This is a genomic window from Herbiconiux daphne, from assembly GCF_024979295.1.
GTDB lineage: Bacteria > Actinomycetota > Actinomycetes > Actinomycetales > Microbacteriaceae > Herbiconiux > Herbiconiux daphnes.
On the sequence record NZ_JANLCJ010000001.1, the window covers coordinates 1,052,230 to 1,076,914 of the forward strand.

Genomic DNA, 24,685 nt, shown 5'->3' on the forward strand with positions numbered 1-24,685 from the left:
GTCACATCCACTTCTCCACAGCACGCCCGTAGCGAACCCCGTGGGCGATCCTGTCCCCACCCCTCCGGTTTCGGTGCGGCCAAAACTAAGATGGAGCCATGACCACCGAAACCGATTCGCCCTCGATCTTCAGCCGCATCATCGCGCGAGAGATCCCGGCCACCATCCTGGCCGAGACCGACCGGGTCATCGCCTTCCCCGACATCGCGCCCAAGGCGCCGGTGCACGTGCTCGTGGTGCCGAAGACCGAGCAATACCGCAACGTGGTCGAGCTGGCCGCGGGCGACCCGGGCCTTCTCGCCGAGATGATCGAGGTCGCCGACTCCCTCGCCGCCGAACTCACCGGTGGCGACTTCAGACTGATTTTCAACACCGGCCAAGGTGCCGGGCAGACCGTCTTCCACGTGCACGCTCACGTGCTCGGGGGCGGCCTCGAGGAAGGATCCCTTGGAAAGGGCTGACGCAACACCCACCCCGCAGACCCCGCTCACCGAAGCGCGCCTGCACATCGACGGCATCGAGATGGTGCGGCTCCTGGGGCCGCAAGATCGCCTCCTCACCACCATCGAACGGCAATTCCCCCTCGTCTCCGTGCTGGTGCGCGGCAACGACATCACGCTGGCCGGCGACGCCGACCAGGTCGACGCGGCGCGCCGCCTCGTCGAAGAGCTGCTCGTCATGGTGCGCAGCGGCCACGATCTCACGCCGATCGAGGTCAACTCGTCGGCGCGCATCCTCGAGAACGACCGCGGCGCGAGCCCGGCCGAGGTGCTGAGCCAGGCGATCCTCACCGCTCGCGGCAAGAGCGTGCGCCCGAAGACGCAAGGGCAGAAGGCCTACGTCGACGCGATCGACGAGAACACGATCGTGTTCGGAATCGGTCCGGCCGGCACCGGCAAGACCTACCTCGCCATGGCCAAGGCCGTGCAGGCGCTGCAGCGCAAAGAGGTCGAGCGCATCATCCTCACCCGTCCGGCGGTCGAGGCCGGCGAGCGGCTGGGCTACCTGCCCGGCACCCTCACCGACAAGATCGACCCCTACCTCCGGCCGCTCTACGACGCGCTCAACGAGATGATGGATCCCGAGATCGTGCCGAAGCTGCTCGCCGCCGGAACCATCGAGGTGGCACCGTTGGCCTACATGCGCGGCCGCACGCTCAACAACTCGTTCATCGTGCTCGACGAGGCGCAGAACACCACTCCCGAGCAGATGAAGATGTTCCTCACCCGCCTCGGCTTCGGCTCGAAGATGGTGGTCACGGGCGACATCACGCAGGTCGACCTGCCCACGGGTACGAGCGGCCTGCAGGTGGTCACCCGCATCCTCGGCTCGCTCGACGACATCCACTTCGCCACGCTCACGAGCGCCGACGTGGTGCGGCACACGCTCGTCGGCCAGATCGTCGACGCCTACACCCGCTACGACCAGGTGCAGATGGCCGAGCGGCAGCGCTCGGGCCAGGGGCCCGACTACAGCAACGACCGCGATCGCCGGTACAACAGGAACAAGAGGTAGGTCCGTGTCGATAGAGGTCAACAACGAGTCGTCCATCCCGGTCGACGAGACGGCGCTGCTGCGGCTGGCGAGCTACGCGCTCGACCAGCTGCACGTGCATCCCGACGCCGAGCTCGCGATCGTGCTCGTCGACGAGGCCGCCATGGAGCAACTGCACGTGCAGTGGATGGACGAACCGGGCCCCACCGACGTGCTGAGCTTTCCGATGGACGAACTGCGTCCCGGCACCGAGGATGCCCCGACCCCCGCCGGTCTCCTTGGCGACGTCGTGCTCTGCCCGCAGGTGGCCGAGGCGCAGGCGCAGACCGCCGGCCACTCCACGCTCGAAGAGCTGCTGCTGCTCACCACCCACGGCATCCTCCACCTTCTCGGCTTCGACCACGCCGAGCCCGAGGAGGAGAAGGAGATGTTCGGCATCCAGCGCGACATCCTCGTCGGCTTCGCGATGAGCGAGCGTCGCCGCCCGGCATGACGATCGTCTTCTTCCTGATCGCCGCCTTCGTCCTCGTGGCGTTCGGCGGTCTCTTCGCGGCCGTCGACTCGGCCGTGCTGTCGCTGTCGCGATCCGACATCCTCGAGCTGGCCGACCGCTACCGCGCCAAGCGGTCGCTGCGGGCCATCGCCGACGATCCCGGTGCGCACATCAACGCCGTGAACTTCGCCCGCGTCGTGTTCGAGACCACGGCGGCCGTGCTCGTCACCATCGCACTCGCCTTCTCGATCGACGTGCTCTGGCTCGCGCTCGTGCTCTCGGCCCTCATCATGACGGCGGTGTCGTTCGTGCTCGTCGGCTCGAGTCCGCGCAGCGTCGGCCGCGTGCACTCACGTGGCGTGCTGCGCTACGGCGCCGTCCCCGTCCACCTCGTGCGTGTGGTGCTCGGCCCGGTCGCGAACGCGCTGGTCGCCATCGGCAACCGGGTCACCCCCGGCCGGCCCAGGTCGGGCACCTTCTCGTCAGAGGAGCAGCTGCTCAGCATGGTCGACGAGGCGACCGAGCTCGACGTGCTCGAAGAAGACGACCGCGAGCTCATCCACTCCATCATCGAGTTCAACGACACGGTGGTGCGCGAGGTCATGATCCCGCGCACCGACATGGTCACCATCGACGACGACGCCACGGTCGGGCACGGTCTCGGGCTGTTCCTCAGCAAGGGCGTCTCGCGCATCCCGGTGGTCGAAGACGACAACGTCGACCGCATCCTCGGCGTGCTCTACCTGCGCGACGTGGCCCGGCTGAGTTACGAACGACCCACGAAGCTCGACACCATGCCCGTTCGCGAGCTGGTGCGGCCCGCGCTGTTCATCCCCGAGTCGAAGAAGGTCGACGACACCCTGCGCCAGATGCAACTGGAGTCGAACCACCTCGCCATGGTGGTCGACGAATACGGCGGCATCGCCGGTCTCGTCACCCTCGAAGACCTGATCGAAGAACTCGTCGGCGACATCTCCGACGAATACGATCGCGATGTGGTCGAGGTCGAAGACCTCGGCGACGGCCGCTACCGGGTGAGCGCCCGGCTGCCGGTCGACGAACTCGGCGAGCTGTTCGACCTCGAGCTCGACGACGACGACGTCGACTCCGTCGGCGGGCTGCTGTCGAAGACGCTCGGCCGCCTGCCCGTGGCCGGCTCGGTGGCGCGCGTCTCGGGCCTCGAGCTCACCGCCGACCGCACCGACGGCCGGCGCAAGCGCCTCTCGACGGTGATCGCGCGCCGCGACCCCGACGCGCATCCGGAACCGCGTGACGACCAACGGGCGAGCGAGTCCCAGAGCAGCACCAAGGAGAACGCATGACCGACCGATCGGGCGACACCGACGACTTCCGCGCGGGGTTCGTGACCTTCGTGGGCCGGCCCAACGTGGGCAAGTCCACCCTCACCAACGCGCTCGTGGGCGAGAAGGTCGCCATCACGAGTTCGAAGCCCCAGACCACGCGGCAGGCCATCCGGGGCATCGTGCACGACCCGGCCGGCCAGGTGATCGTGGTCGACACCCCGGGGATGCACCGCCCGCGCACGCTGCTCGGTGAGCGGCTCAACTCGCTCGTGCAGTCGACGCTCGGCGACGTCGACGTGATCGGGTTCTGCCTGCCGGCCGATGAGAAGCTCGGGCCGGGCGACCGCTACATCAACGACCAGCTCGACCAGTACCCGGGCGCCAAGAAGATCGCGATCGTCACCAAGATCGACTCGGCGTCGAAGCAGCAGGTGGGCGAGCAACTGCTCGCCGTCTCCGAGCTGCGCGACTGGGAGACCGTGATCCCCGTGTCGGCGACCAGCGCCATCCAGCTCGACGTGCTGATCAGCGAGCTGATCCGCCTGCTGCCGCGGTCGGAGAAGCTCTACCCCGAAGACCAGATCACCGACGAAGGCCTCGAGTCGCGCATCTCCGAGCTCATCCGCGAGGCGGCGCTCGAGGGCGTGCGTGACGAGCTGCCGCACTCGATCGCCGTCACCATCGACGACATCTCCGAGCGCGAAGACCGCGACCTGGTCGAGATCTACGCCAACCTGTTCGTCGAGCGCGACAGTCAGAAGGGCATCATCATCGGCCCCAAAGGGTCGCGGCTCGGCGAGGTCGGGTCGCGAGCGCGCGCCGAGATCGAGCCCCTGCTCGGGCGCCAGGTCTACCTCAACATCCGGGTCAAGGTGGCCAAGGACTGGCAGCGCGACCCCAAGCTGCTCGGCCGGCTGGGCTTCTGAGTGAGGTGCTCAGATCTGCACGACGAGAGAGGCGATAGCCTGTAACCGTGTCTAACGCATCGAACCCATTCGGCCAAGTGCTGGTCGCCATGGTCACCCCCTTCACGGCAGACGGCGAAGTCGACTGGCCCGGGGTGGAGAAGCTCATCGACGAACTGATCACCGGGGGAGCCGACGGCATCGTCGTGTCGGGCACCACCGGCGAGACCTCGACCCTCACCGACCCCGAGAAGATCCGTCTGGTCGAGGTCGGAAAAGAGGTCGCCGCGGGCCGCGCGAAGATCATCACGGGCGGCGGCTCGAACGAGACCGCCCACGCGATGCAGTTGGCCCGCCAGAGCGAGAAGGCGGGAGCCGACGGCAACCTCGTCGTCACGCCCTATTACAACAAGCCCACCCAGGCCGGCATCCTCACCCACTTCCGCATGATCGCCGACGCGACCGATCTGCCGGTGATCCTCTACGACATCCCGGGGCGCACCGGCGTGCCGATCAAGTACGAGACCATCCTGCGCCTGTCGAAGCACCCGAACATCCTCGGGGTGAAAGACGCCAAGGGCGACTTCAGCGAGGTGAGCCGGGTGCTCAACCAGACCGACCTGCTCTACTTCTCGGGCGACGACGCGAACGTGCTGCCGCACCTCGCCATCGGCGCGAGCGGCCTCATCGGCGTCACCGCCAACGTGGCCCCCGGGCCCTACCGCGTGATCGTCGACGCGGTCAACGCCGGCGACCTGGCCACCGCCACGGCGGCGCACAAGTCGCTCGAGCCGCTCGTGCGCGCCATCATGACGCACGTGCCCGGCACCGTCGCGGCGAAGTACATCCTGCACGGCCTCGGCCGCATCGGCAGCCCGCGTGTGCGACTGCCCCTCGTCGGCCCCGAGGAGTGGGAGGCCGCCGAGATCGAGAACGAGATCGACCTCGTGCAGGGCATCCCCGGCCTCGACCTCCGCAACTTCCGGCCCGACCGCAACGCCGCCGCCGGCGGTGCCCTGCCGAGGGTCGCCGGCACCACCCGCTGAGGGTCGCCGCGGCATCCGGCACCCGCCCTCAGCGCCACACAGCCACAGCGTGAGCATGAAGCCACGCACTGCATGACAATCAAGGAGGGCCCATGCAAAGCCCGATAGCAGATCCGCCCGCCCTCGAAGCCGGCACACTCCGAATCACCCCGGTCGGCGGTCTCGGCGAGATCGGCCGCAACATGACCGTGTTCGAATACGAGGGCAAGCTGCTCATCGTCGACTGCGGCGTGCTCTTCCCCGAAGAGAACCAGCCGGGCGTCGACCTGATCCTGCCCGACTTCAGCGTCGTGCGCGACCGCCTCGCCGACGTGGTCGGCATCGTGCTGACCCACGGCCACGAAGACCACATCGGCGCCGTACCCTACCTGCTGAAGCTGCGCGAGGACATCCCGCTGATCGGCTCGGCCCTCACGCTCGCCCTCGTCGAGGCGAAGCTCAAAGAGCACCGCATCACCCCCTACACGTTCGACGTGCGCGAGGGTCAGGTCGAGAACCTCGGCCCGTTCGAGTGCGAGTTCGTGGCCGTGAACCACTCCATCCCCGATGCGCTGGCCGTCGCCATCAAGACGGCCGCGGGCGTGGTGCTGCACACCGGCGACTTCAAGATGGACCAGCTGCCGCTCGACGACCGCCTCACCGACCTGCGCGCGTTCGCCCGCCTCGGCGAGGCCGGCGTCGACCTGTTCCTCGTCGACTCCACCAACGCCGACGTGCCCGGCTTCACGCCGCTCGAGCGCGACATCGGCCCGGTGCTCGAGTCGATCATCGAGCGCGCGCCGCGTCGGGTCATCGTGGCGAGCTTCTCGAGTCACGTGCACCGCGTTCAGCAGGTGCTGGATGCCGCCCATGCGCACGGCCGTCGCGTCGCGCTGCTCGGCCGCTCCATGGTGCGCAACATGACCATCGCCGCCGATCTCGGCTACCTCAAGGTGCCCGAGGGGGTGCTCGTCGACTTCAAGAAGGCCGGCGACATCCCCGACGACAAGATCGTCTACATGTCGACCGGATCGCAGGGCGAGCCGATGGCCGTGCTCTCGCGCATGGCCAACCTCGAGCACCAGATCGAGGTGGGCCCGGGCGACACCGTCATCCTGGCCTCGAGCCTCATCCCGGGCAACGAGAACGCGGTCTACCGCGTCATCAACGGCCTCACCAAGCTCGGCGCCAACGTCATCCACAAGGGCAACGCCAAGGTGCACGTCTCGGGCCATGCCGCCGCGGGCGAGCTGCTCTATTGCTACAACATCCTGAAGCCCAAGAACGTGCTGCCCGTGCACGGCGAATACCGCCACCTGGTGGCGAACGCGAAGCTGGCCGTCGAGACCGGAGTGCCGCCGCAGAACACGTTCATCGCCGAAGACGGCACCGTCATCGACCTGAAGAACGGCGTCGCGACCGTGGTGGGGCAGCACGACCTCGGCTACGTCTACGTCGACGGTTCGACGGTGGGCGAGATCACGGATGCCGACCTGAAAGACCGCCGCATCCTCGGCGAAGAGGGCTTCATCTCGATCATCGTCGTGGTCGAGGCGCAGACCGGGCGCATCGTCGTGGGCCCCGAGATCCACGCGAAGGGGTTCGCCGAAGACGAGCGGGTCTTCGACGCGGTGAAGCCCAAGATCAGCGCGGCTCTCGCCGACGCGGCGCAGAACGGCGTGCGGGAGCCCTTCGCCCTGCAGCAGGTCGTGCGCCGCACGGTCGGTCGGTGGGTGAACACGAGCTACCGTCGTCGTCCGATGATCGTTCCGCTCGTCATCGAGGCGTGATCTCGCGGTCGCTGGCGCGGCATCCGGGGGTTGTCGGAGCTCACCGGTAGCGTGCCAGTATGGCCACGAGTAGCAAGTCGACGCCCCGGTCTCGCGGGGCATCACCGGCGCGGGGGTCGGCCGCGAGCACACGCAAGCCGGCCCAGCGCACCACCACGCAGAAGACCGTGAGATACCCGGTCGCCGACGAGAAGCGCGGCGGCAATGTCGTCGTGGGTGCCTGGATGGCGCTCGCCCACGTGGTGGGTGGGGCCGCCCGCGCCTTCGGCCCCGAGAAGCTCGCGAAAGACGAGCGGCGCGACGGGCTGCCCTTCCTCATCTTCGTGCTCGCCGTGGCCGGCGCCGTCGTCGAGTGGTTCCTCGCCTCGAACGCGGTGGCCATCGAGCTGAACGCGTGGACCTTCGGGGGGCTGTTCGGCCGGGTGTCCTACGCGCTGCCGGTGATCATGCTGCTGTTGGCACTGTGGCTGTTCCGGCATCCGAGTTCCGTGCACGACAACGGGCGCATCGGCATCGGCCTGGCGGTGCTGCTCGTCTCGGTCTCGGGCCTCTGCCACGTGTTCGGCTCGGCGCCCGACCCGGCCGCGGGAATCGACAAGCTCGCCGTCGCGGGCGGCATCCTGGGCTGGATCCTGGCGGCTCCGCTGATGGCGCTCATCACGCCGATCGGCGCCACGATCGTCATCGTCTTCTTCTTCGTGCTGTCGCTGTTCATCATCACGAAGACCCCGCCCAACAAGCTGGGCCGCCGCATGCGCGAGCTCTATGCCTACCTCTTCGGCGCTCCGGCTCCCGACGACGAACAACCCGCCCCGAAGGCCGACCGGGCGGCCAAGAAGCAGAGTGCCGACGAGCAGAACATGCTCGACCTCGAGGCCACCGAGGGCGACACCGATTCGCTGCCCTGGTGGCGGCGCAACAAGAGCCAACGCGAGGTCGATCCCGCGTTCGACACCCCGTTGCTGACGCCGCAGGTGGTCGACCGCACCGCCAACGACGAGATCGACGGCGCGTTCGAGAGCGCCGCCGAGTTCGACTCCACCCAGATCGACTCCGCCCAGATCGACTCCGCCCAAATCGACTCCACCGAGAACTTCGGCAACCACCTGCTCGACGACATGGAGGCCGCCGAGCTCGCGATCAAGCGCGTCACGGGCGAGGTGCTGCCGGGCCGCCCGTCGGCCACGGGTCTGCTCGACGACTCGATGACCGAGGCGCTGCCGGCCTTCTCCGGCACGCCCATCCCCACCACCCCGATGTCGGCCACGACCGCGGGTGATGGGGCCGACGACGCCTTCACCCTCGCGGCGGCGGCCGAGCGGGATGCCGCGAACTATCGCCTCCCGGCGGCCTCGAGCCTCATTGCCGGGGGCCCGGCCAAGGCGCGGTCGGCCGTCAACGACGAGGTGGTGCGCGCCATCACCGACGTGCTCAAGCAGTTCAACGTCGACGCGACGGTCACGGGCTTCTCGCGCGGCCCCACCGTCACCCGCTACGAGATCGAGCTCGGCCCGGGCGTGAAGGTCGAGCGCGTCACGGCGCTGTCGAAGAACCTCGCCTACGCCGTGGCGTCGAACGAGGTGCGCATCCTGTCGCCCATCCCGGGGCGCAGCGCCATCGGCATCGAGATCCCGAACGCCGACCGCGAGACCGTCGTGCTCGGCGACGTGCTGCGGTCGTCGAAGGCCATGAACGACACCCACCCGATGACCATCGGAGTCGGCAAAGACGTCGAGGGCAAGTTCGTGCTCGCCAACCTCGCGAAGATGCCCCACCTGCTCGTGGCCGGGTCGACCGGCTCCGGCAAGTCGAGCTTCGTCAACTCGATGGTGACGTCGATCCTCATGCGGGCGAAGCCCAGCGAGGTGCGCATGGTGCTGATCGACCCCAAGCGCGTCGAGCTCACCGCCTATCAGGGTGTTCCCCACCTCATCACGCCCATCATCACGAACCCGAAGAAGGCGGCCGAGGCGCTGTCGTGGGTGGTGAAAGAGATGGACATGCGTTACGACGACCTCGAGAGCTTCGGCTTCCGTCACATCGACGACTTCAACCGCGCGGTCGTCAACAACGAGATCCAGCTCCCGCCGGCGAGCCAGCGCGTGCTGAAGCCCTACCCCTATCTGCTGGTGGTGGTCGACGAGTTGGCCGACCTGATGATGGTGGCCCCGCGTGACGTCGAAGACTCGATCGTGCGCATCACGCAGCTCGCGCGCGCATCCGGAATCCACCTCGTGCTCGCGACCCAGCGGCCCTCGGTCGACGTGGTCACGGGTCTCATCAAGGCCAACGTGCCCTCGCGACTCGCGTTCGCCGTCACGAGCGTCACCGACTCGCGCGTCATCCTCGACCAGCCCGGGGCCGACAAGCTGATCGGCCAGGGCGACGCGCTGTTCCTGCCGATGGGCTCGTCGAAGTCGATCCGTGTGCAGGGCGCCTGGGTCACCGAGGCCGAGATCGCGAAGGTCGTCGAGCACGTCACCCGCCAGGCGCGCCCCGAATACCGCTCCGACGTGGCGGTCACGGCCGAGAAGAAGCAGATCGACTCCGACATCGGCGACGACCTCGAGGTGCTGCTCGCGGCCGCCGAGCTCGTCGTCAACACCCAGTTCGGGTCGACCTCGATGCTGCAGCGCAAGCTGAAGGTCGGGTTCGCCAAGGCCGGGCGTCTGATGGACCTCCTCGAGTCGCGCGAGATCGTCGGCCCGTCAGAGGGCTCGAAGGCGCGAGACGTGCTCGTCACCGCCGACCAGCTGCCGCAGGTGCTCGCCATGATCCGCGGTGAAGGGCCCTCGGGCGGCACGTCATCGGCCGGTGCCGGCGGCGGTGCCCCGTCACCGGTGTCGCCGCGCGACGACGACCGTTACGCTGAAGACGAGGAGTCTTCGAGCGAGGATGCCTGGCAGTTGACCGGCAGGGAGTGAGCACGTGACGGAGAGCAACGGAGCCGGGGCGGCACCGCCGAGGCCGAGCAACTTCAACCTCCCGAACGCCATCACCATCGTGCGCATCATCCTGGCGCCGGTCTTCTTCGTGATGCTGCTGGTCGACAACGGCGCCGACGGCGGTCTGCGCTGGGCGGCCGCGGTGCTGTTCATCCTCGCCATCGCGACCGACGGCATCGACGGGCACATCGCGCGCAGCCGCAACCTCGTCACCGATCTCGGCAAGCTGCTCGACCCGATCGCCGACAAGGTGCTGACCGGTGCGGCCCTCATCGGCCTCTCGATCCTCGCCGAACTGCCGTGGTGGGTCACCATCGTCATCCTGGTGCGCGAGGTCGGCATCACCGTCTGGCGATTCGTGCAACTGAGCGACCGGGTCATCCCGGCGTCGCGGGGCGGCAAGCTGAAGACGCTGGTGCAGTCGATCGCCATCTCGCTCGCCCTGCTGCCGTTCCCGGCACTCCTCGGCGACTGGGTGAACTGGGTGAACGCCGTCTTCATGGCGCTGGCGCTGATCCTCACGGTGGTCACGGGCATCGACTACCTCGTTCAGGCCTGGCGCCTGAACCGCACTCCGCCGGCCCGGCCATGACCGACCAGCCCGTCGGCCGAGGGATGCCGCCCGGCGACTCGGCGGCCGCGCGCATCGTCTCGGCCCTCACCACGAGTCACACGACGATCGCGGTGGCGGAGTCGCTGACCGGCGGTCTGCTGACCGCCGAACTCGTGTCGGTGCCCGGCGCATCCGCCGTCTTGGTCGGCGGAATAGTCGCCTACGACACGGAGTTGAAGCACACCGTGCTCGGCGTCGATGCCGAGGTCCTGGCCGCGCACGGCCCGGTGCATCCGGATGTCGCGATGCAGATGGCCGTGGGCGTGCGCAGTGCCCTCGCGGTGCGCGGCGAGCCCGCTCACATCGGCATCGCGACCACGGGCGTCGCGGGGCCGGACTCCCAGGGCGGTCAGCCGCCGGGAACGGTGTTCATCGGCCTGGCGATCGGGGGAGACGTGCGCAGTCACGCCCTCCGGCTGAGCGGCGATCGAGCGGCCGTCAGAGCCGAATCGGTGCGGCTCGCGCTCGCCCTTCTCGAGGAATCGTTGTGAACCTGGGCGCCGGGAATGAAGCGCGTTTCGATCTCGTTACATCTGATGTCATTCACAAGATATGTCCAGTCCCAGTCGTTTAGAGTTTCTGCTACGAACCAAAGCCGAGCAGCGGTTCGCAGAGCCACTCGAATATGACCGTGACGGGAACGCAAGGAGGGTCCAGTGATTCTAGTTCGTCAGGAAATCGGCGACGTGCTTCGGGACTTCCGCCTGCAGAAGGGCCGCACCCTTCGTCAAGTGGCAAGTAAAGCGAGCGTCGCCCTCGGCTACCTGAGCGAGGTCGAGCGAGGCCAGAAAGAGGCTTCGAGCGAGATCCTCGCTTCGGTCGCCGAAGCGCTCGACACCCCGATCTCCGTCATCATGCGTGAGGTCGGCGATCGTCTCGCCGTCGTCGAGGGAATCGACCCGATTCCCGACACCATCCCCGACGAGTTCGTCGCAGATTTCGACGCAGACCTCGTCGCCCGGTGACGTGCGGCTGAGCGAATTCCGCCAGGCGATCGCCGACGAGTTCGGCATCGCATACGGTCAGGTTCTGACCAATGATCTCGTTCTGGCCGAGCTCGGTGATCGCACCGCAGATCAGGCTCTGAAATCAGGCATCGCTCCGCGAGAGGTGTGGCTCGCGGTCTGCCGATCGGCGGATGTTCCGCCGGCGCGATGGCACGGAGCCGGTCTACCGGCACAACCCCGACGGTGAAACTGTCCCCCCGGCTCCGGCCGGGGGGATTTTTCGTGTGCGCGCCGGGCGGCGTTCGGCCGCATTCGGGCGATCCCGCTCGTGTCTTCGCGGGGACACGCCGCGCTGCTATCGAATATATGTTCGGTCTTCGGTAGTGTTCTGCACATCGAGAGAGTCGAAGAAGTTCTCCACAGATCGGATGCCGCCTGACCCAGTGTCGGTCGTCCTGTCTACCGTGGTTCTTGTTCGACACTCTCGAAAACGCCTTGTCGTTGCCGCCTGAGAAATCGGACGCACACGACAGCCTGTGGGCACACCGACGCCGCCGTTCCGGCCGCACACCGATAGAAGGAGACCGAAATGCCGTCAGACGCAAATCGTGAGAAAGCACTCGAAACCGCGCTCGCCCAGATCGACCGCCAGTTCGGCAAAGGATCGGTCATGCGTCTGGGCAGCGACGACCGCGCTCCGGTCGAGGTCGTTCCGACCGGGTCGATCGCGCTCGATGTCGCACTCGGCATCGGAGGTCTGCCGCGGGGCCGCATCGTCGAGATCTACGGGCCGGAGTCGTCGGGAAAGACCACGCTGACCCTGCACGCCATCGCCAACGCCCAGCGGGCCGGAGGCATCGCCGCGTTCATCGACGCCGAGCACGCCCTCGATCCCGAATACGCGAAGAAGCTCGGTGTCGACATCGACGCCCTCCTCGTCTCCCAGCCTGACACGGGGGAGCAGGCGCTCGAGATCGCCGACATGCTCGTGCGGTCGGGCTCGATCGACCTCATCGTCATCGACTCGGTGGCGGCGCTCGTGCCCCGCGCCGAGATCGAGGGCGAGATGGGCGACTCGCACGTCGGTCTGCAGGCCCGCCTCATGTCGCAGGCGCTCCGCAAGCTCACCGGTGGTCTCAGCCAGACCAACACCACGATGATCTTCATCAACCAGCTGCGCGAGAAGATCGGCGTGTTCTTCGGCAGCCCCGAGACCACGGCCGGCGGCAAGGCGCTCAAGTTCTACGCGTCGGTGCGTCTCGACATCCGCCGCATCGAGACCCTGAAAGAGGGCACCGAGGCGGTCGGCAACCGCACGCGTGTCAAGGTCGTGAAGAACAAGATGGCGCCGCCCTTCAAGCAGGCCGAGTTCGACATCCTCTACGGCATCGGCATCTCCCGCGAGGGCAGCCTGATCGACTTCGGCGTCGAGCACGAGATCGTGCGCAAGTCGGGCGCCTGGTACACCTACGACGGCGATCAGCTGGGCCAGGGCAAAGAGAACTCCCGCCGGTTCCTCACCGAGAACCCCGACATCGCGCTCGAGATCGAGAACAAGATCCTGGCCAAGCTCGGAATCGGTGAGGTCGGTGCGGCGGCTGCCGCCGCGGCGACGGCCGCCGGTGCAGCGGGTGCGGCGACGGTCGATCCGATCCAGCCCAAGATCGCGGCCCGGAAGGGTGCCTAGGTTCCGATGAACGACATCATCAGCCTGGACTCGGTGCGTCGAGGGCGCGGTCGCGCCGCGGCGCCCCGGTCCGGCGCTGAGGTGGAGCTCGACGCGGGTCGGCCGGCGAACCCGGCCGACGCGGGCGCGCACGAGAGTGCGTCGCCCGGGAGTGCGTCGCCTGAGGAGTGGTACACCGGGCCGAGCGACGCGCCGGCTCCGGCGTCACCGCGCTCGGGCAACCACCCGGCCGGGCGAGCGCGTTCGGTGGCGAAGCCACCGGCCGACCTGCGCCCGGCGCATGAGACCCCGGTGCAAGAGTCACAGGTGCATGAATCCCCGGTGCATCAATCCCAGGCCGAGCCGGCGACACGTCCGGCCGCTCTCTCGGTGGTCTCGTCGCTCGCTCCCGTGGTCGAGCTCCCGGTCGTGCCCGAAATGAGCGACGAAGAGCGCCTCGAGCGAGTGAGCGACACCGTGATCCGGGCTCTCGGTCGGCGTCAGCTCTCCGCCGACGAGACGCACTCGCTGTTGATGGCTCAGGGTGCGTCCGACGAAGAGGCGGTGGTGTTGATCGCCCGCTACGAAGAGCTCGGCTACCTCGACGACCTCGCGCTGGCCGAGTCGCTGGTCGAGCGTCTGAGCGAGCGCAACCACAAGAGTCGTGCGGTGATCGCCCGCGAGCTGCACGCCCGCAAGATCCCCTCGGCATACGTCGACGCGGCGCTCGAGCAGCTCGACGACGACGAGGAGTTCGACCGTGCACTCGAGGCGGCCCTGAAGCGTGCCGGGCAGTTGTCGTCCTATGACCACGCGACCGCGGAGCGCCGTTTGATGGGCTTTCTCGCGCGCCGCGGCTACGCCTCGGCGGTGGTGCGGGAGGTCACGAGACGAGCGCTGGCCGAACGCAAGGGGTCGGGCGGGCCGCGGTTCCGCTGAGCACGCGCGCGCCGCGCGAGCTGCGCGATCGAGCTGGCCGATGCAGGCTGCACGAGGCATCCGGTCGCTGTTCGTAGAATGGACCCACCATGAGCACTGTCAGCGAAGCCCCGACGATCATCGAGACGTCTGATGCGTCTCGCGACGCATCCGGTCGCGCCCGCACCTACGAGGTGCGCACCTTCGGCTGTCAGATGAACGTGCACGACTCCGAGCGCCTGAGCGGATCGCTCGAAGCGGCCGGCTATGTGAAGGCCGACGGGGTCGAAGCCGACGTCGTGGTCATCAACACCTGCGCGGTGCGGGAGAACGCCGACAACAAGCTCTACGGCAACCTCGGGCACCTCGCGTCGGTCAAGCGCCGCCACGCCGGCATGCAGATCGCGGTGGGCGGCTGTCTGGCCCAGAAAGACAAGAACGTCATCCTCGACAAGGCGCCGTGGGTCGACGTGGTCTTCGGCACCCACAACATGGGAGCCCTGCCGAGCCTGCTCGAGCGGGCGCGGCACAACGACGAAGCGCAGATCGAGATTCTCGAGGCGCTCGAGACCTTCCCGTCCACGCTGCCCACGAAGCGCGACTCTACCTACAGCGGGTGGGTGTCGATCTCGGTGGGCTGCAACAACACCTGCACGTTCTGCATCGTGCCGTCGCTGCGCGGCAAAGAGAAAGACCGCCGGCCCGGTGAGGTGCTCGGCGAGATCCAGTCGCTCGTCGACGACGGCGCCATCGAGGTCACCCTGCTCGGCCAGAACGTCAACTCCTACGGCGTCGAGTTCGGCGACCGTCTCGCCTTCGGAAAGCTGTTGCGTGCCGCCGGCCAGATCGAGGGCCTCGAGCGCATCCGTTTCACCAGCCCCCACCCGGCCGCGTTCACCGACGACGTGATCGACGCGATGGCCGAGACGCCGGCGGTGATGCCGCAGCTGCACATGCCGCTGCAGTCCGGCTCCGACCGCATCCTGCGGGCGATGCGGCGCTCCTACCGTTCCGAGAAGTTCCTCGGCATCCTCGACCGGGTGCGCGCCAAGATGCCCGACGCCGCCATCAGCACCGACATCATCGTCGGCTTCCCGGGCGAGACCGAGGCCGACTTCCTCGAGACGATGCGGGTCGTCGAGCAGGCGCGCTTCGCGTCGGCGTTCACCTTCCAGTACTCGATCCGGCCGGGCACCCCGGCGGCGACGCTGCCCGACCAGGTGCCCCACGATGTTGTACAGGAGCGCTACGAGCGCCTAGCGGCCCTGCAGGAGCGCATCTCGCTCGAAGAGAACCAGAAGCTCATCGGCCGCCAGGTCGAACTGGTCGTCGCCAACGGCGAAGGCCGCAAAGACTCGGCCACACACCGCCTGAGCGGTCGCGCGCGCGACAGCCGGCTCGTGCACTTCGAACTCCCCGAGGGGTCGGCGAGGCCCCGACCGGGTGACGTGGTGACGGTCACCGTGACCCAGGCCGCTCCGTTCCACCTCATCGCCGACAGCGACGGCTCCCCGCTCGTCGTTCGCGCCACCCGCGCGGGCGACGCCTGGGACCGCGCAGACGCCGAGTCGTGCGGGGTGCCCGCTTCGACCACCGGTGCGACGGCCACCACCCCGGGCCGCGTGTCGCTCGGCCTGCCGACCCTGCGTGTCGGCCCGGCGACGCCGTCGCCCGACCGTGTGGCCACGGTGCCGATCTACAGTTCGAACGACGACCTTCGCTGACGGTCGCATGACCGCCCCCTTCGGCCCGTCGTCGGGGGCCGACCCCGCACGCCGCCCCGAGGTGATCGCCGTGGTCGGCGCCACGGGCACCGGAAAGTCCGACCTCTCGCTCGACCTCGCCGACGCGCTGGCGGCATCCGGTCGCTCGGCAGAGATCGTCAACGCCGACGCCATGCAGCTCTACCGGGGCATGGACATCGGCACCGCCAAGCTCCACGTCGCCGAACGCCGCGGCGTGCCCCATCACCTGCTCGACGTGCTCGAGGTCACCGACGAGGCCTCCGTCGCGGCCTACCAGCGTCACACCCGCGCCGCCGTCGACGGCATCCTCGAGCGGGGCGCCGTTCCGATCGTCGTCGGCGGGTCGGGGCTCTACGTCTCGTCGGTCATCTTCGACTTCCAGTTCCCCGCGCGTGACGATGCCGTCCGCGCCCGCCTCGAGAACGAGCTCGACGAGGCCGGCCCTCGTGCCCTCTACGACCGGCTCAAGGCGATCGACCCCGCGGCGGCGGCATCCATCGGCCAGTTCAACGGGCGTCGGATCGTGCGCGCACTCGAGGTGGTCGAGATCACGGGCACGCCGGTCACCGGCAGCCTCCCCGAGGCGCCGGTGCCATGGCGGCCGACCGCGATCGTGCGGCTCGGCATGGAGCGCAGCGAACTCGTTCCGCGCCTCGACGCCCGCGTGCAGCGCATGTGGGCCGACGGGCTGGTCGGCGAGGTCGAAGCACTGCTCGACGAAGGCCTCCGCGACGGCACGACGGCTGCCCGGGCCATCGGCTACGCCCAGGCCCTGGCCGAGTTCGACGGCCGGATGTCGCGAGCCGACGCCATCGCCGAAGCCCAGGCCCTGACCCGGCGCTACGCCCGTCGGCAGGTCAGCTGGTTCAAACGCTATCCGGGCGCGATCGACGCCGATTCGCTCGACGCGGACAGCGTGCAGGCCGCCATCCGGGCAGCCATAGACTGAATTCATGCCAGCCGATCTGCACTTCACCAAGGGCCAGGGCACGGGAAACGACTTCGTGCTCTTCACCGATCCCGACGGCGAAGTCGACCTCAGCCCCAGCCAGATCGCGGCGATCTGCGACCGGCATTTCGGCGTCGGCGCCGACGGCATCCTGCGGGCCGTGCGCTCGCGCAGCCTCGAGGCCGGCGCGGCAGCCCTGGCCGAAGACGAGTCGGCTGAGTGGTTCATGGACTACCACAACGCCGACGGATCGCTCTCGGAGATGTGCGGCAACGGCATCCGGGTCTACACCCGCTACCTGCTCGACAACGGCCTGGCGACGCTCGCCCCCGGCGAGACGCTCGTCATCGGCACCCGCGGCGGTGTGCGCGACGTGCAGCTCAACAAACTGGGCTTCCAGGTCGACCTCGGCCGCTGGCGTCTCGACGGCGGCGAGCCGCTCGTTCGCGCCAAGAACCTGCAGGTCGCGCGGCCGGGCCTCGGCATCAACGTGGGCAACCCCCACGTTGTGGTGGCTCTCGCCGACGACGCCGAGCTCGACGAGGCCGATCTGTCGTTCATCCCGCACCTCGAACCCGCGCCGGCCGACGGCGCCAATGTGGAGTTCGTGGTGCCGGGCGATCCGCTCGTGCGCGACGGCGTCGGTCACATCCGCATGCGCGTGCACGAGCGGGGGAGCGGCGAGACGCTCTCCTGCGGCACCGGTGCTGCGGCGGCCGCGCTCGCGACGCGGCACTGGGCGGGAGCCGGTGCTCCCAACAACTGGAGTGTCAGCGTTCCGGGCGGTGTCGTCGGCGTGCGCATGTTCCCTACCGAAGACGGCGAGCACGTCGCCCTGTCGGGCCCGGCCGAGCTCGTCTACGAGGGCGACCTCGCCATCGCCTAGCGGCTCAGCTTCAGGCTGCGGCGGCCTTCTTGCGGGCTCGCAGCACGCGGTAGCCCTTGTTCGTCGAGGCCCGCGTCACCGACAGATCGGCGAACTCGCCCGTCAGCCAGCGCTGCAATGAATCCGAGCCGAGGTTCTTCTGCACGACGAGCCAGGCATCCGACCCCACCTCGAGGCGAGGCAGCCAGGTCGACATCATCGAGTGCAACTCGTTCTTGCCCACTCTGATCGGCGGGTTCGACCAGATCGTGGTGAAACCGAGATCTGCGGGAACATCTTCAGGCCGGCAGGCGTTGATATTCTCGAGACCAATCATGTGAGCATTTCTACGAACCATATCCAGAGCGCGCTCGTTCACGTCGACCGCCCACACCGTTGCACGCGGTGATTCCAGGGCGAGTGAAAGCGCGATCGGCCCCCACCCCGACCCGAGATCGAGCAGATTCCCGCCGGGCGGTGGAGTGGGCACGTTCGCCAGCAGCACCTGGGTGCCGGTATCTATCCGCTCCGGGCTGAAGATGCCCGACGCCGTCGTGAGGCGGTAGGGCGAGCCGGCCAGGGTGACGTCGATCTCGCGGAGTGAGAGCTCACCCGCGGGCTGCGCAGAGAAGTAGTGCTCGCCATCCATAGAGGGAATCTAGCAAACAAGGAGGCTAGTCTTGACTGCAATGTCAGACCATGAGACCAGCGACACCGAAATGACGAACGACGACGTCGTCGCGCGCGTGCTGTCGAGTGCCGACACCCGTTGGAGCGGTTATTCGCTCTTCACCCCGGGGGCGGCGCAGGCTCTGCAACGACCCGAGACGACGGATGCCGCCGGCTCGGGCTACGACGGAGACCAGTTCGACCGTGAAGACCGTCAGTCGCTGCGGCGAGTGGCGGGGCTGTCGACCGAGCTCGAAGACGTCACCGAGGTCGAGTATCGCCAGCTGCGGCTCGAGAACGTCGTGATCATCGGCGTCTACTCGCAGGGCTCGCTCGGCGACGCCGAGAATTCGCTGCGCGAGCTCGCGGCCCTGGCCGAGACGGCCGGAGCTGTCGTTCTCGACGGCTTGCTCCAGCGCCGCCCGCACCCCGACCCGAGCACCTACTTCGGCAAGGGCAAGGCCGAAGAACTGCGCGCCATCGTGCAGTCGCTCGGTGCCGACACCGTCATCGCCGACACCGAGCTGGCCCCGAGCCAGCGGCGTGCGCTCGAAGACGTGGTGAAGGTCAAGGTCATCGACCGCACGGCCGTCATCCTCGACATCTTCAGCCAGCACGCCAAGAGCCGCGAGGGCAAGGCCCAGGTCGAACTCGCGCAACTGGAATACCTGCTGCCGCGTCTTCGTGGCTGGGGTGACTCGATGTCGCGTCAGGCCGGTGGCCAGGTCGGCGGCGCGGGTGCCGGTATGGGCTCGCGAGGCCCCGGTGAGACGAAGATCGAACTCGATCGCCGTCGCATCCACACCCGCATGGCGAAACTGCGCAAGCAGATCAAAGAGATGAAGCCGGCGCGTGACGCGAAGCGGGCCAACCGCAAGCGGAACGCCGTGCCGAGCGTCGCGATCGCGGGCTACACGAACGCCGGCAAGTCGTCGCTGCTCAACCGCGTGACGAGCGCGGGCGTGCTGGTCGAGAACGCGCTGTTCGCCACCCTCGACGCGACCGTGCGCAAGTCGTCGACCGCCGACGGCCGGCCCTACACGCTCGCCGACACCGTGGGCTTCGTGCGGCACCTGCCGCACCAGCTCGTGGAGGCGTTCCGGTCGACCCTCGAAGAGGTGGCCGACTCGGATGTCGTCGTGCACGTGGTCGATGGGTCGCACCCCGACCCGGCGAGTCAGATCGCGACGGTGCGCGACGTCATCGGCGAAGCCGGTGCCCGCGACATCCCCGAGATCGTGGTGTTCAACAAGAGCGACCTGGTGTCCGACGACGACCGGCTGGTGCTGCGCGGCCTCGAGCCCTCCGCCATCTTCGTCTCGGCCCGCACCGGAGAGGGCATCGCCGAGTTGCTCGCCGCGATCGATGAGATCATCCCGCGGCCGAGCGTGGAGGTCGACCTGCTCGTGCCCTACGACCGGGGAGACCTGGTCACCCTGTTGCACGAGAAGAACACGGTGTTGAGCACCGACTACGAAGAGGCGGGCACGCACGTGCGCGCCCTCGTGAACCCGGAGTTCGAAGACCGGCTGGTGGAGTACTCCGTCACCCGCTGACCGACCGGCCCACCACGCGAAACGTCACAATCCGCTCCTCCACAGTGTGTTGAGGAGCGGATTGTGACGTCTCGGCACGGTCAGACGGCGCGGAGCACCGCCACCACTTTGCCGAGCACGGTGGCGTAGTCGCCGAGGATGGGCTCGAAGTTGCTGTTGCGCGGCAGCAGCCAGGTGTGGCCGTCGCGCTGTCGGAACACCTTCACGGTGGCCTCTTCGTCGAGCATGGCGGCCACGATGTCGCCGTTCTCGGCCGTCTGCTGCTGGCGTATGACCACCCAGTCGCCGTCGCAGATCGCCGCGTCGATCATCGACTCACCGACGACCTTGAGCATGAAGAGGTCGCCGTTGCCGACGAGCTGGCGGGGTAGGGGGAAGATCTCGTCGACCTGCTGCTCCGCCGTGATCGGGATGCCGGCGGCGATGCGCCCGACCAGGGGCACGAGTGTCGCGTCTCCGACCGTGGGGGAGGAGTCGATGTCGGGTGCGGGGTTGACGTCGGAGCCCGGGATGTCGATGAGCACCTCCATCGCGCGGGGACGATTGGGGTCGCGGCGCAGATAGCCGCTCAGCTCGAGCTGGTTGAGCTGATGGGTCACGCTCGAGAGCGAGGCGAGCCCGACGGCGTCGCCGATCTCGCGCATGCTCGGCGGGTAGCCCCGCGAGAGCACCGAGCGCTGGATGACGTCGAGGATGGCGAGCTGCTTGTCGCTCAGGCTCTTGCGCCGCCTCGTGCGGCCCGAGTCGTTCGCCACTTCTACCCCTTTTCGGTCGTCAGCGCCGACGTTCTCTCTCGATGTCGGTGGCTGGTGGTTGAGTTCAGCTATCGATCGAAACTGTATCCGAGAACTGCTCGAAAACGCATATGTATTCGAGTGTGTCGCGAAGATCGGGCCCGATATCGACTTGACGAACCCGTTAATCGAATATACATTCGGAACATAACTTCGCATCGGCGCTCCCGGCCGAGCGCCGATGCGAATCCCTCAGGAGGAATCATGAGCATTGCAGCACCGTTCGGCACCGCACACGCTCCGATCGCGCGGCCCGCACAGGCTCGGCAGGCACAGGCTCGGCAGGCAGAGGCTCGGCCCGCACAGGCTCAGCCCGCGGCGCGCCTTCGCATCACGGCGCGGGGGCGCCGGGTGCTCGCGGGTGTCATCGCTCTTCCCGTCGTCGCCGTGCTCGCAACGCTTGCCCTCTTCGGAGGGGGCTCGGCCATCGCCACCGGCAGCGCCGTGAGCACCGATTTCGACTACCTGACGGTTCAGGCCGGCCAGAGCCTCTGGGGCATCGCCGAGACGCTCGCCCCCGAGGCCGACCCTCGCGACGTGATCGCCGAGATCATGAGCCTCAACCAGCTGCACGAGTCGTCGGTGCAGCCCGGCCAGCGCATCGCCATCCCGGCCGACCTCGGGGACTGACGCCACCTCGCTGACTGACCCGACCTCGACGACCGACCCGACCTCGCCGACCGACGAGGGTGCCGCCCCGTGAGCCGGTTCCGCGGTCGCGGGTAGGATTCTCGGGTGACTTCACTCGATGACCTGCCCATTCGAGACGACCTGCGCGGCATGCACCCCTACGGTGCGCCGCACCTCCACCTTCCGGTCGAGCTCAATGTCAACGAGAACACCCACCCCATTCCCGAAGACGTCGCGCGCGACATCATCGAGTCCATCGCCCGCGAGCTGCTGACGGTCAACCGCTACCCCGACCGCGAGTTCACGGCGTTGCGGGATGCACTCGCCGGCTACCTCGGCACGGGTCTGACGCGCGACAACATCTGGGCGGCCAACGGGTCGAACGAGGTGCTGCAGCAGATCCTGATGGCGTTCGGCGGTCCGGGGCGTTCGGTGCTCGGGTTCCCTCCCACCTATTCGATGCACTCGATCATCGCCCACGCGACCGGAACCGAGTGGATCCCGGGCGAGCGGGATGCCGACTACCTCATCTCGCCCGAGACCGCGGTCGCGTGGATCGAGCGCACGAAGCCCGACATCGTGTTCTTCTGCGCCCCGAACAACCCCACCGGCACCGGGCTCGGCCTCGACACCATCGCCGCGGCCTACGACGCGACCGACGGCATCGTGGTGGTTGACGAGGCCTACGCCGAATTCATGCCCGACGACGAGCCCAGTGCCCTGACGCTGCTCGAGGGCCGCGAGCGGCTCATCGTGTCGCGCACCATGAGCAAGGCGTTCGCGTTCGCCGGCGCCCGGCTCGGCTACCTCGCCGCCGACCCGGCGGTCACCGACGCGCTGCGTCTGGTGCGGTTGCCCTACCACCTCTCCGCCCTCACCCAGGCGGCGGCCGTCGCCGCGCTCGCGCACGCGCCCGAGATGCTCGCCATGGTCGACGACATCAAGGAGCAGCGCGACCGCATCGTGGTGGAGCTCACCGAACTGGGCTACCACCCGTGGCCGAGCTCGTCGAATTTCGTGCTGTTCGGTGGCGTCGACGACCCCGAGGCGCTGTTCGAGAAGCTCCTCGAGCGCGGCATCATCATCCGCAACCTCAGCATCCCCGGGCACCTCCGAGTGAGCGCCGGCACGCGGGCCGAGACCACGGCGTTCCTCGACGCCATGCGCGATCTGACCCCTCGGTAGGATTGCTGACATGAGCGAACCCCGCACCGCCAGCCTGCAGCGCGAGACCAGTGAGTCGAGCATCGAGCTGTCGCTCGACCTCGACGGCACGGGTGTGGCCGACATCCAGACCTCGGTGCCGTTCTACGACCACCTGCTCACCGCCTTCGCGAAGCACTCCCTGACCGACCTGCGGGTGCGCGCGAAGGGCGACATCGAGATCGACGTGCACCACACGGTCGAAGACATCGGAATCGTGCTCGGAAAGGCCATCCGGCAGGCGCTCGGCGACAAGGCGGGCATCTCGCGCTTCGGCGACGCCCTGGTGCCTCTCGACGAGGCGCTCGTGCAGGCCGTCGTCGACATCTCCGGCCGCCCCTATCTGGTGCACACAGGTGAGCCCGCGGGCTTCGAGTTCCACCTCATCGGCGGCCACTTCACCGGCTCGATGGTGCGGCACGTGTTCGAGGCCATCACCTTCAACGCCGGCCTCACGGTGCACATCACCGTGCTCGGCGGTCGCGACCCGCACCACATCGCCGAGGCCGAGTTCAAGGCCTTCGCCCGCGCGTTCCGCCAGGCCAAGGCCCTCGACCCCCTGGTGAGCGGCATCCCGTCGACCAAGGGCGCCCTGTGAGCGACCTCGACAAGGGCAAGCCCCGCGTGGTGGTGCTCGACTACGGCAGCGGCAACATCCACTCCGCCGCCAAGGCGCTCGAGCGCGCCGGAGCCGACGTCATCATCACGGCCGACCGCGCCCAGGCGCTCGAGGCCGACGGTCTCGTGGTGCCCGGCGTCGGTGCCTTCAGTGCGGTGATGCAGCAGCTCAACGCGGTGCGTGGCGGCGAGGTCATCGACAAGCGGCTCGCGGGCGGGCGCCCCGTGCTCGGCATCTGCGTGGGCATGCAGGTCATGTTCGCCGACGGCATCGAGCGCGGCATCGACACCGAGGGACTCGGCGAGTGGCCGGGCACCGTCGATCTGCTCGAAGCGGATGTCGTTCCCCACATGGGCTGGAACACCGTCGACGCTCCCGCCGACTCCGTGCTCTTCGACGGCATCCGCGACGAGCGGTTCTACTTCGTGCACTCCTACGCCGCACAGGACTGGGCGCTCACGCCCGACAAGACACACCGGCCACCGATGGTCACCTGGGCCGAGCACGGTTCGCGCTTCGTCGCCGCCGTCGAGAACGGGCCGCTGTCGGCGACGCAGTTCCACCCCGAGAAGTCGGGGGAGGCCGGCATCCGGTTGCTCTCGAACTGGGTGCGCTCGCTCCGCTGACCGCGCGAGCCCGCACGCAGCGGCACCAGCGGGGGAGGTGCGCCGGCGCCGGCGGTTTCGACGCGGATGCCGTGAGTCGCTACGATCGCGGGGGGCCGTCGCACACCGCGGTTCCGTCGAGCGAGGCGCACGAGGCGCATACTGAGGTCGACCGCACCGAACAAGGACAGGCAATGAGTGAGTTCAACAAGTCCCCGGGTCTCGTGCTGCTGCCGGCAGTCGACGTCGCCGACGGCAAGGCCGTTCGGCTGACGCAGGGCAAAGCCGGCACCGAAACCAACCACGGCGACCCCGTCGACGCCGCGGCCGACTGGATCTCGCAGGGCGCGGAGTGGATCCACCTCGTCGACCTCGACGCCGCATTCGGCCGGGGCAGCAACCTCGGTGTCATCAAGAAGGTGATCCGGCAGGCCAAGGGCGTCAACGTCGAGGTGTCGGGCGGCATCCGCGACGACGAGAGCCTCGAGACCGCCCTCGAGAGCGGTGCGAAGCGCATCAACCTCGGCACCGCGGCGCTCGAGAATCCCGAGTGGGCCGCCAACGTCATCGCCCAGTACGGCGATGCGATCGCGGTCGGCCTCGACGTGCGCGGCACCACGCTCGCCGCACGGGGCTGGACGCAGGACGGCGGCGACCTCTGGCAGGTCATGGACCGCCTCGAAGAAGCCGGATGCGCCCGCTACGTCGTGACCGACGTCACGAAAGACGGCACGCTGCGCGGCCCGAACGTGGACCTGCTCCGTCAGGTGATGGATCGCACCTCACGCCCCGTCATAGCGTCGGGCGGCATCTCGAGCCTCGACGACATCGCGGAGCTGCGCGCTCTCGTGCCGCTCGGCCTCGAGGGCGCCATCGTCGGGCGTGCGCTCTACTCGGGGGCGTTCACCCTCGCCGAAGCGCTGGACGTGGCCTCTGACTGAGCACGGGCA

25 protein-coding genes are annotated in these 24,685 nt (G+C 68.3%); 23 read left to right on the top strand and 2 right to left on the bottom strand.

From position 1 onward, the window contains the following. Window positions 1–98 precede the first annotated feature (98 nt). From N1032_RS05260 to dapF, 17 genes are all read left to right on the top strand, one after another. Entirely contained in the window at window positions 99–461 is a 363-nt protein-coding gene (locus N1032_RS05260; RefSeq protein ID WP_259537890.1) for an HIT domain-containing protein, read from the top strand. A 61-nt stretch (window positions 462–522) separates the two neighbouring features. Continuing rightward, window positions 523–1,515, top strand: coding sequence for a PhoH family protein (locus N1032_RS05265; RefSeq protein WP_259537998.1), 993 nt, complete (start codon window positions 523–525; stop codon window positions 1,513–1,515). A 4-nt stretch (window positions 1,516–1,519) separates the two neighbouring features. Next, window positions 1,520–1,987, top strand: a complete 468-nt coding sequence (gene ybeY / locus N1032_RS05270) for an rRNA maturation RNase YbeY (RefSeq protein ID WP_259537891.1) — start codon at window positions 1,520–1,522, stop codon at window positions 1,985–1,987. After that, complete coding sequence (locus tag N1032_RS05275) at window positions 1,984–3,309, top strand: hemolysin family protein (protein WP_259537892.1); 1,326 nt, start codon at window positions 1,984–1,986, stop codon at window positions 3,307–3,309. The genes ybeY and N1032_RS05275 overlap by 4 nt, the downstream gene beginning before the upstream one ends. Continuing rightward, window positions 3,306–4,217 (top strand): GTPase Era, encoded by a 912-nt coding sequence (gene era, locus N1032_RS05280; RefSeq protein WP_259537893.1) that lies wholly within the window; start codon window positions 3,306–3,308, stop codon window positions 4,215–4,217. Before N1032_RS05275 ends, era begins: the two co-directional genes overlap by 4 nt. Before the next feature lie 47 nt (window positions 4,218–4,264). Continuing rightward, complete coding sequence (gene dapA / locus N1032_RS05285) at window positions 4,265–5,242, top strand: 4-hydroxy-tetrahydrodipicolinate synthase (protein ID WP_259537894.1); 978 nt, start codon at window positions 4,265–4,267, stop codon at window positions 5,240–5,242. Between the two features lie 92 nt (window positions 5,243–5,334). Further along, on the top strand, window positions 5,335–7,011 hold the full coding sequence (locus N1032_RS05290; RefSeq protein ID WP_259537895.1) for a ribonuclease J: 1,677 nt from the start codon (window positions 5,335–5,337) through the stop codon (window positions 7,009–7,011). 59 nt (window positions 7,012–7,070) lie between these two features. Then, window positions 7,071–9,935, top strand: coding sequence for an FtsK/SpoIIIE family DNA translocase (locus N1032_RS05295; RefSeq protein WP_259537896.1), 2,865 nt, complete (start codon window positions 7,071–7,073; stop codon window positions 9,933–9,935). A 4-nt stretch (window positions 9,936–9,939) separates the two neighbouring features. Further along, window positions 9,940–10,548, top strand: a complete 609-nt coding sequence (gene pgsA, locus N1032_RS05300; protein ID WP_259537897.1) for a CDP-diacylglycerol--glycerol-3-phosphate 3-phosphatidyltransferase — start codon at window positions 9,940–9,942, stop codon at window positions 10,546–10,548. Then, on the top strand, window positions 10,545–11,060 hold the full coding sequence (locus N1032_RS05305; RefSeq protein WP_407933000.1) for a CinA family protein: 516 nt from the start codon (window positions 10,545–10,547) through the stop codon (window positions 11,058–11,060). The genes pgsA and N1032_RS05305 overlap by 4 nt, the downstream gene beginning before the upstream one ends. Before the next feature lie 165 nt (window positions 11,061–11,225). Then, a complete protein-coding gene (locus tag N1032_RS05310) occupies window positions 11,226–11,534 on the top strand; it encodes a helix-turn-helix domain-containing protein (protein ID WP_022895995.1) in 309 nt (102 codons plus the stop codon). Between the two features lies 1 nt (window position 11,535). Continuing rightward, window positions 11,536–11,763 (top strand): DUF3046 domain-containing protein, encoded by a 228-nt coding sequence (locus N1032_RS05315; protein ID WP_259537899.1) that lies wholly within the window; start codon window positions 11,536–11,538, stop codon window positions 11,761–11,763. Between the two features lie 342 nt (window positions 11,764–12,105). Continuing rightward, window positions 12,106–13,203 carry a recombinase RecA gene (gene recA / locus N1032_RS05320; protein ID WP_259537900.1) on the top strand — a complete coding sequence of 366 codons (1,098 nt, stop codon included), beginning with the start codon at window positions 12,106–12,108 and terminating at the stop codon, window positions 13,201–13,203. Window positions 13,204–13,209: 6 nt separating this feature from the next. Next, entirely contained in the window at window positions 13,210–14,121 is a 912-nt protein-coding gene (locus N1032_RS05325; RefSeq protein ID WP_259537901.1) for a regulatory protein RecX, read from the top strand. A gap of 89 nt (window positions 14,122–14,210) precedes the next feature. Then, entirely contained in the window at window positions 14,211–15,824 is a 1,614-nt protein-coding gene (miaB, locus tag N1032_RS05330) for a tRNA (N6-isopentenyl adenosine(37)-C2)-methylthiotransferase MiaB (protein WP_259537902.1), read from the top strand. Window positions 15,825–15,831: 7 nt separating this feature from the next. Beyond that, window positions 15,832–16,794, top strand: coding sequence for a tRNA (adenosine(37)-N6)-dimethylallyltransferase MiaA (miaA, locus tag N1032_RS05335; protein ID WP_259537903.1), 963 nt, complete (start codon window positions 15,832–15,834; stop codon window positions 16,792–16,794). A 4-nt stretch (window positions 16,795–16,798) separates the two neighbouring features. Beyond that, window positions 16,799–17,680 (top strand): diaminopimelate epimerase, encoded by an 882-nt coding sequence (dapF, locus tag N1032_RS05340; RefSeq protein ID WP_259537904.1) that lies wholly within the window; start codon window positions 16,799–16,801, stop codon window positions 17,678–17,680. 10 nt (window positions 17,681–17,690) lie between these two features. Here dapF and N1032_RS05345 read toward each other — a convergent pair whose 3' ends face one another. Next, the gene (locus N1032_RS05345; protein WP_259537905.1) at window positions 17,691–18,308 is read right to left on the bottom strand and encodes a class I SAM-dependent methyltransferase; all 618 of its coding nucleotides are present in this window, start codon (window positions 18,306–18,308) and stop codon (window positions 17,691–17,693) included. A gap of 40 nt (window positions 18,309–18,348) precedes the next feature. On the opposite strand from N1032_RS05345, the gene hflX reads away from it, so the two are divergent. Beyond that, window positions 18,349–19,884, top strand: coding sequence for a GTPase HflX (gene hflX, locus N1032_RS05350; protein ID WP_259537906.1), 1,536 nt, complete (start codon window positions 18,349–18,351; stop codon window positions 19,882–19,884). Window positions 19,885–19,964: 80 nt separating this feature from the next. Here the strand turns inward: hflX and lexA are convergent, their stop codons facing one another. Beyond that, a complete protein-coding gene (gene lexA, locus N1032_RS05355) occupies window positions 19,965–20,639 on the bottom strand; it encodes a transcriptional repressor LexA (protein ID WP_259537907.1) in 675 nt (224 codons plus the stop codon). 243 nt (window positions 20,640–20,882) lie between these two features. On the opposite strand from lexA, the gene N1032_RS05360 reads away from it, so the two are divergent. From N1032_RS05360 to priA, 5 genes are all read left to right on the top strand, one after another. After that, window positions 20,883–21,308: a LysM peptidoglycan-binding domain-containing protein gene (locus tag N1032_RS05360; protein ID WP_259537908.1), complete on the top strand. Its 426-nt coding sequence runs from the start codon at window positions 20,883–20,885 to the stop codon at window positions 21,306–21,308. Window positions 21,309–21,413: 105 nt separating this feature from the next. Then, window positions 21,414–22,493: a histidinol-phosphate transaminase gene (locus tag N1032_RS05365; protein ID WP_259537909.1), complete on the top strand. Its 1,080-nt coding sequence runs from the start codon at window positions 21,414–21,416 to the stop codon at window positions 22,491–22,493. Window positions 22,494–22,503: 10 nt separating this feature from the next. After that, window positions 22,504–23,109: an imidazoleglycerol-phosphate dehydratase HisB gene (gene hisB / locus N1032_RS05370; RefSeq protein ID WP_259537910.1), complete on the top strand. Its 606-nt coding sequence runs from the start codon at window positions 22,504–22,506 to the stop codon at window positions 23,107–23,109. After that, window positions 23,106–23,756, top strand: a complete 651-nt coding sequence (hisH, locus tag N1032_RS05375) for an imidazole glycerol phosphate synthase subunit HisH (RefSeq protein WP_259537911.1) — start codon at window positions 23,106–23,108, stop codon at window positions 23,754–23,756. Before hisB ends, hisH begins: the two co-directional genes overlap by 4 nt. A 173-nt stretch (window positions 23,757–23,929) precedes the next feature. Then, window positions 23,930–24,676 (top strand): bifunctional 1-(5-phosphoribosyl)-5-((5-phosphoribosylamino)methylideneamino)imidazole-4-carboxamide isomerase/phosphoribosylanthranilate isomerase PriA, encoded by a 747-nt coding sequence (gene priA / locus N1032_RS05380; protein WP_259537912.1) that lies wholly within the window; start codon window positions 23,930–23,932, stop codon window positions 24,674–24,676. The last annotated feature ends 9 nt before the right edge of the window (window positions 24,677–24,685 follow it).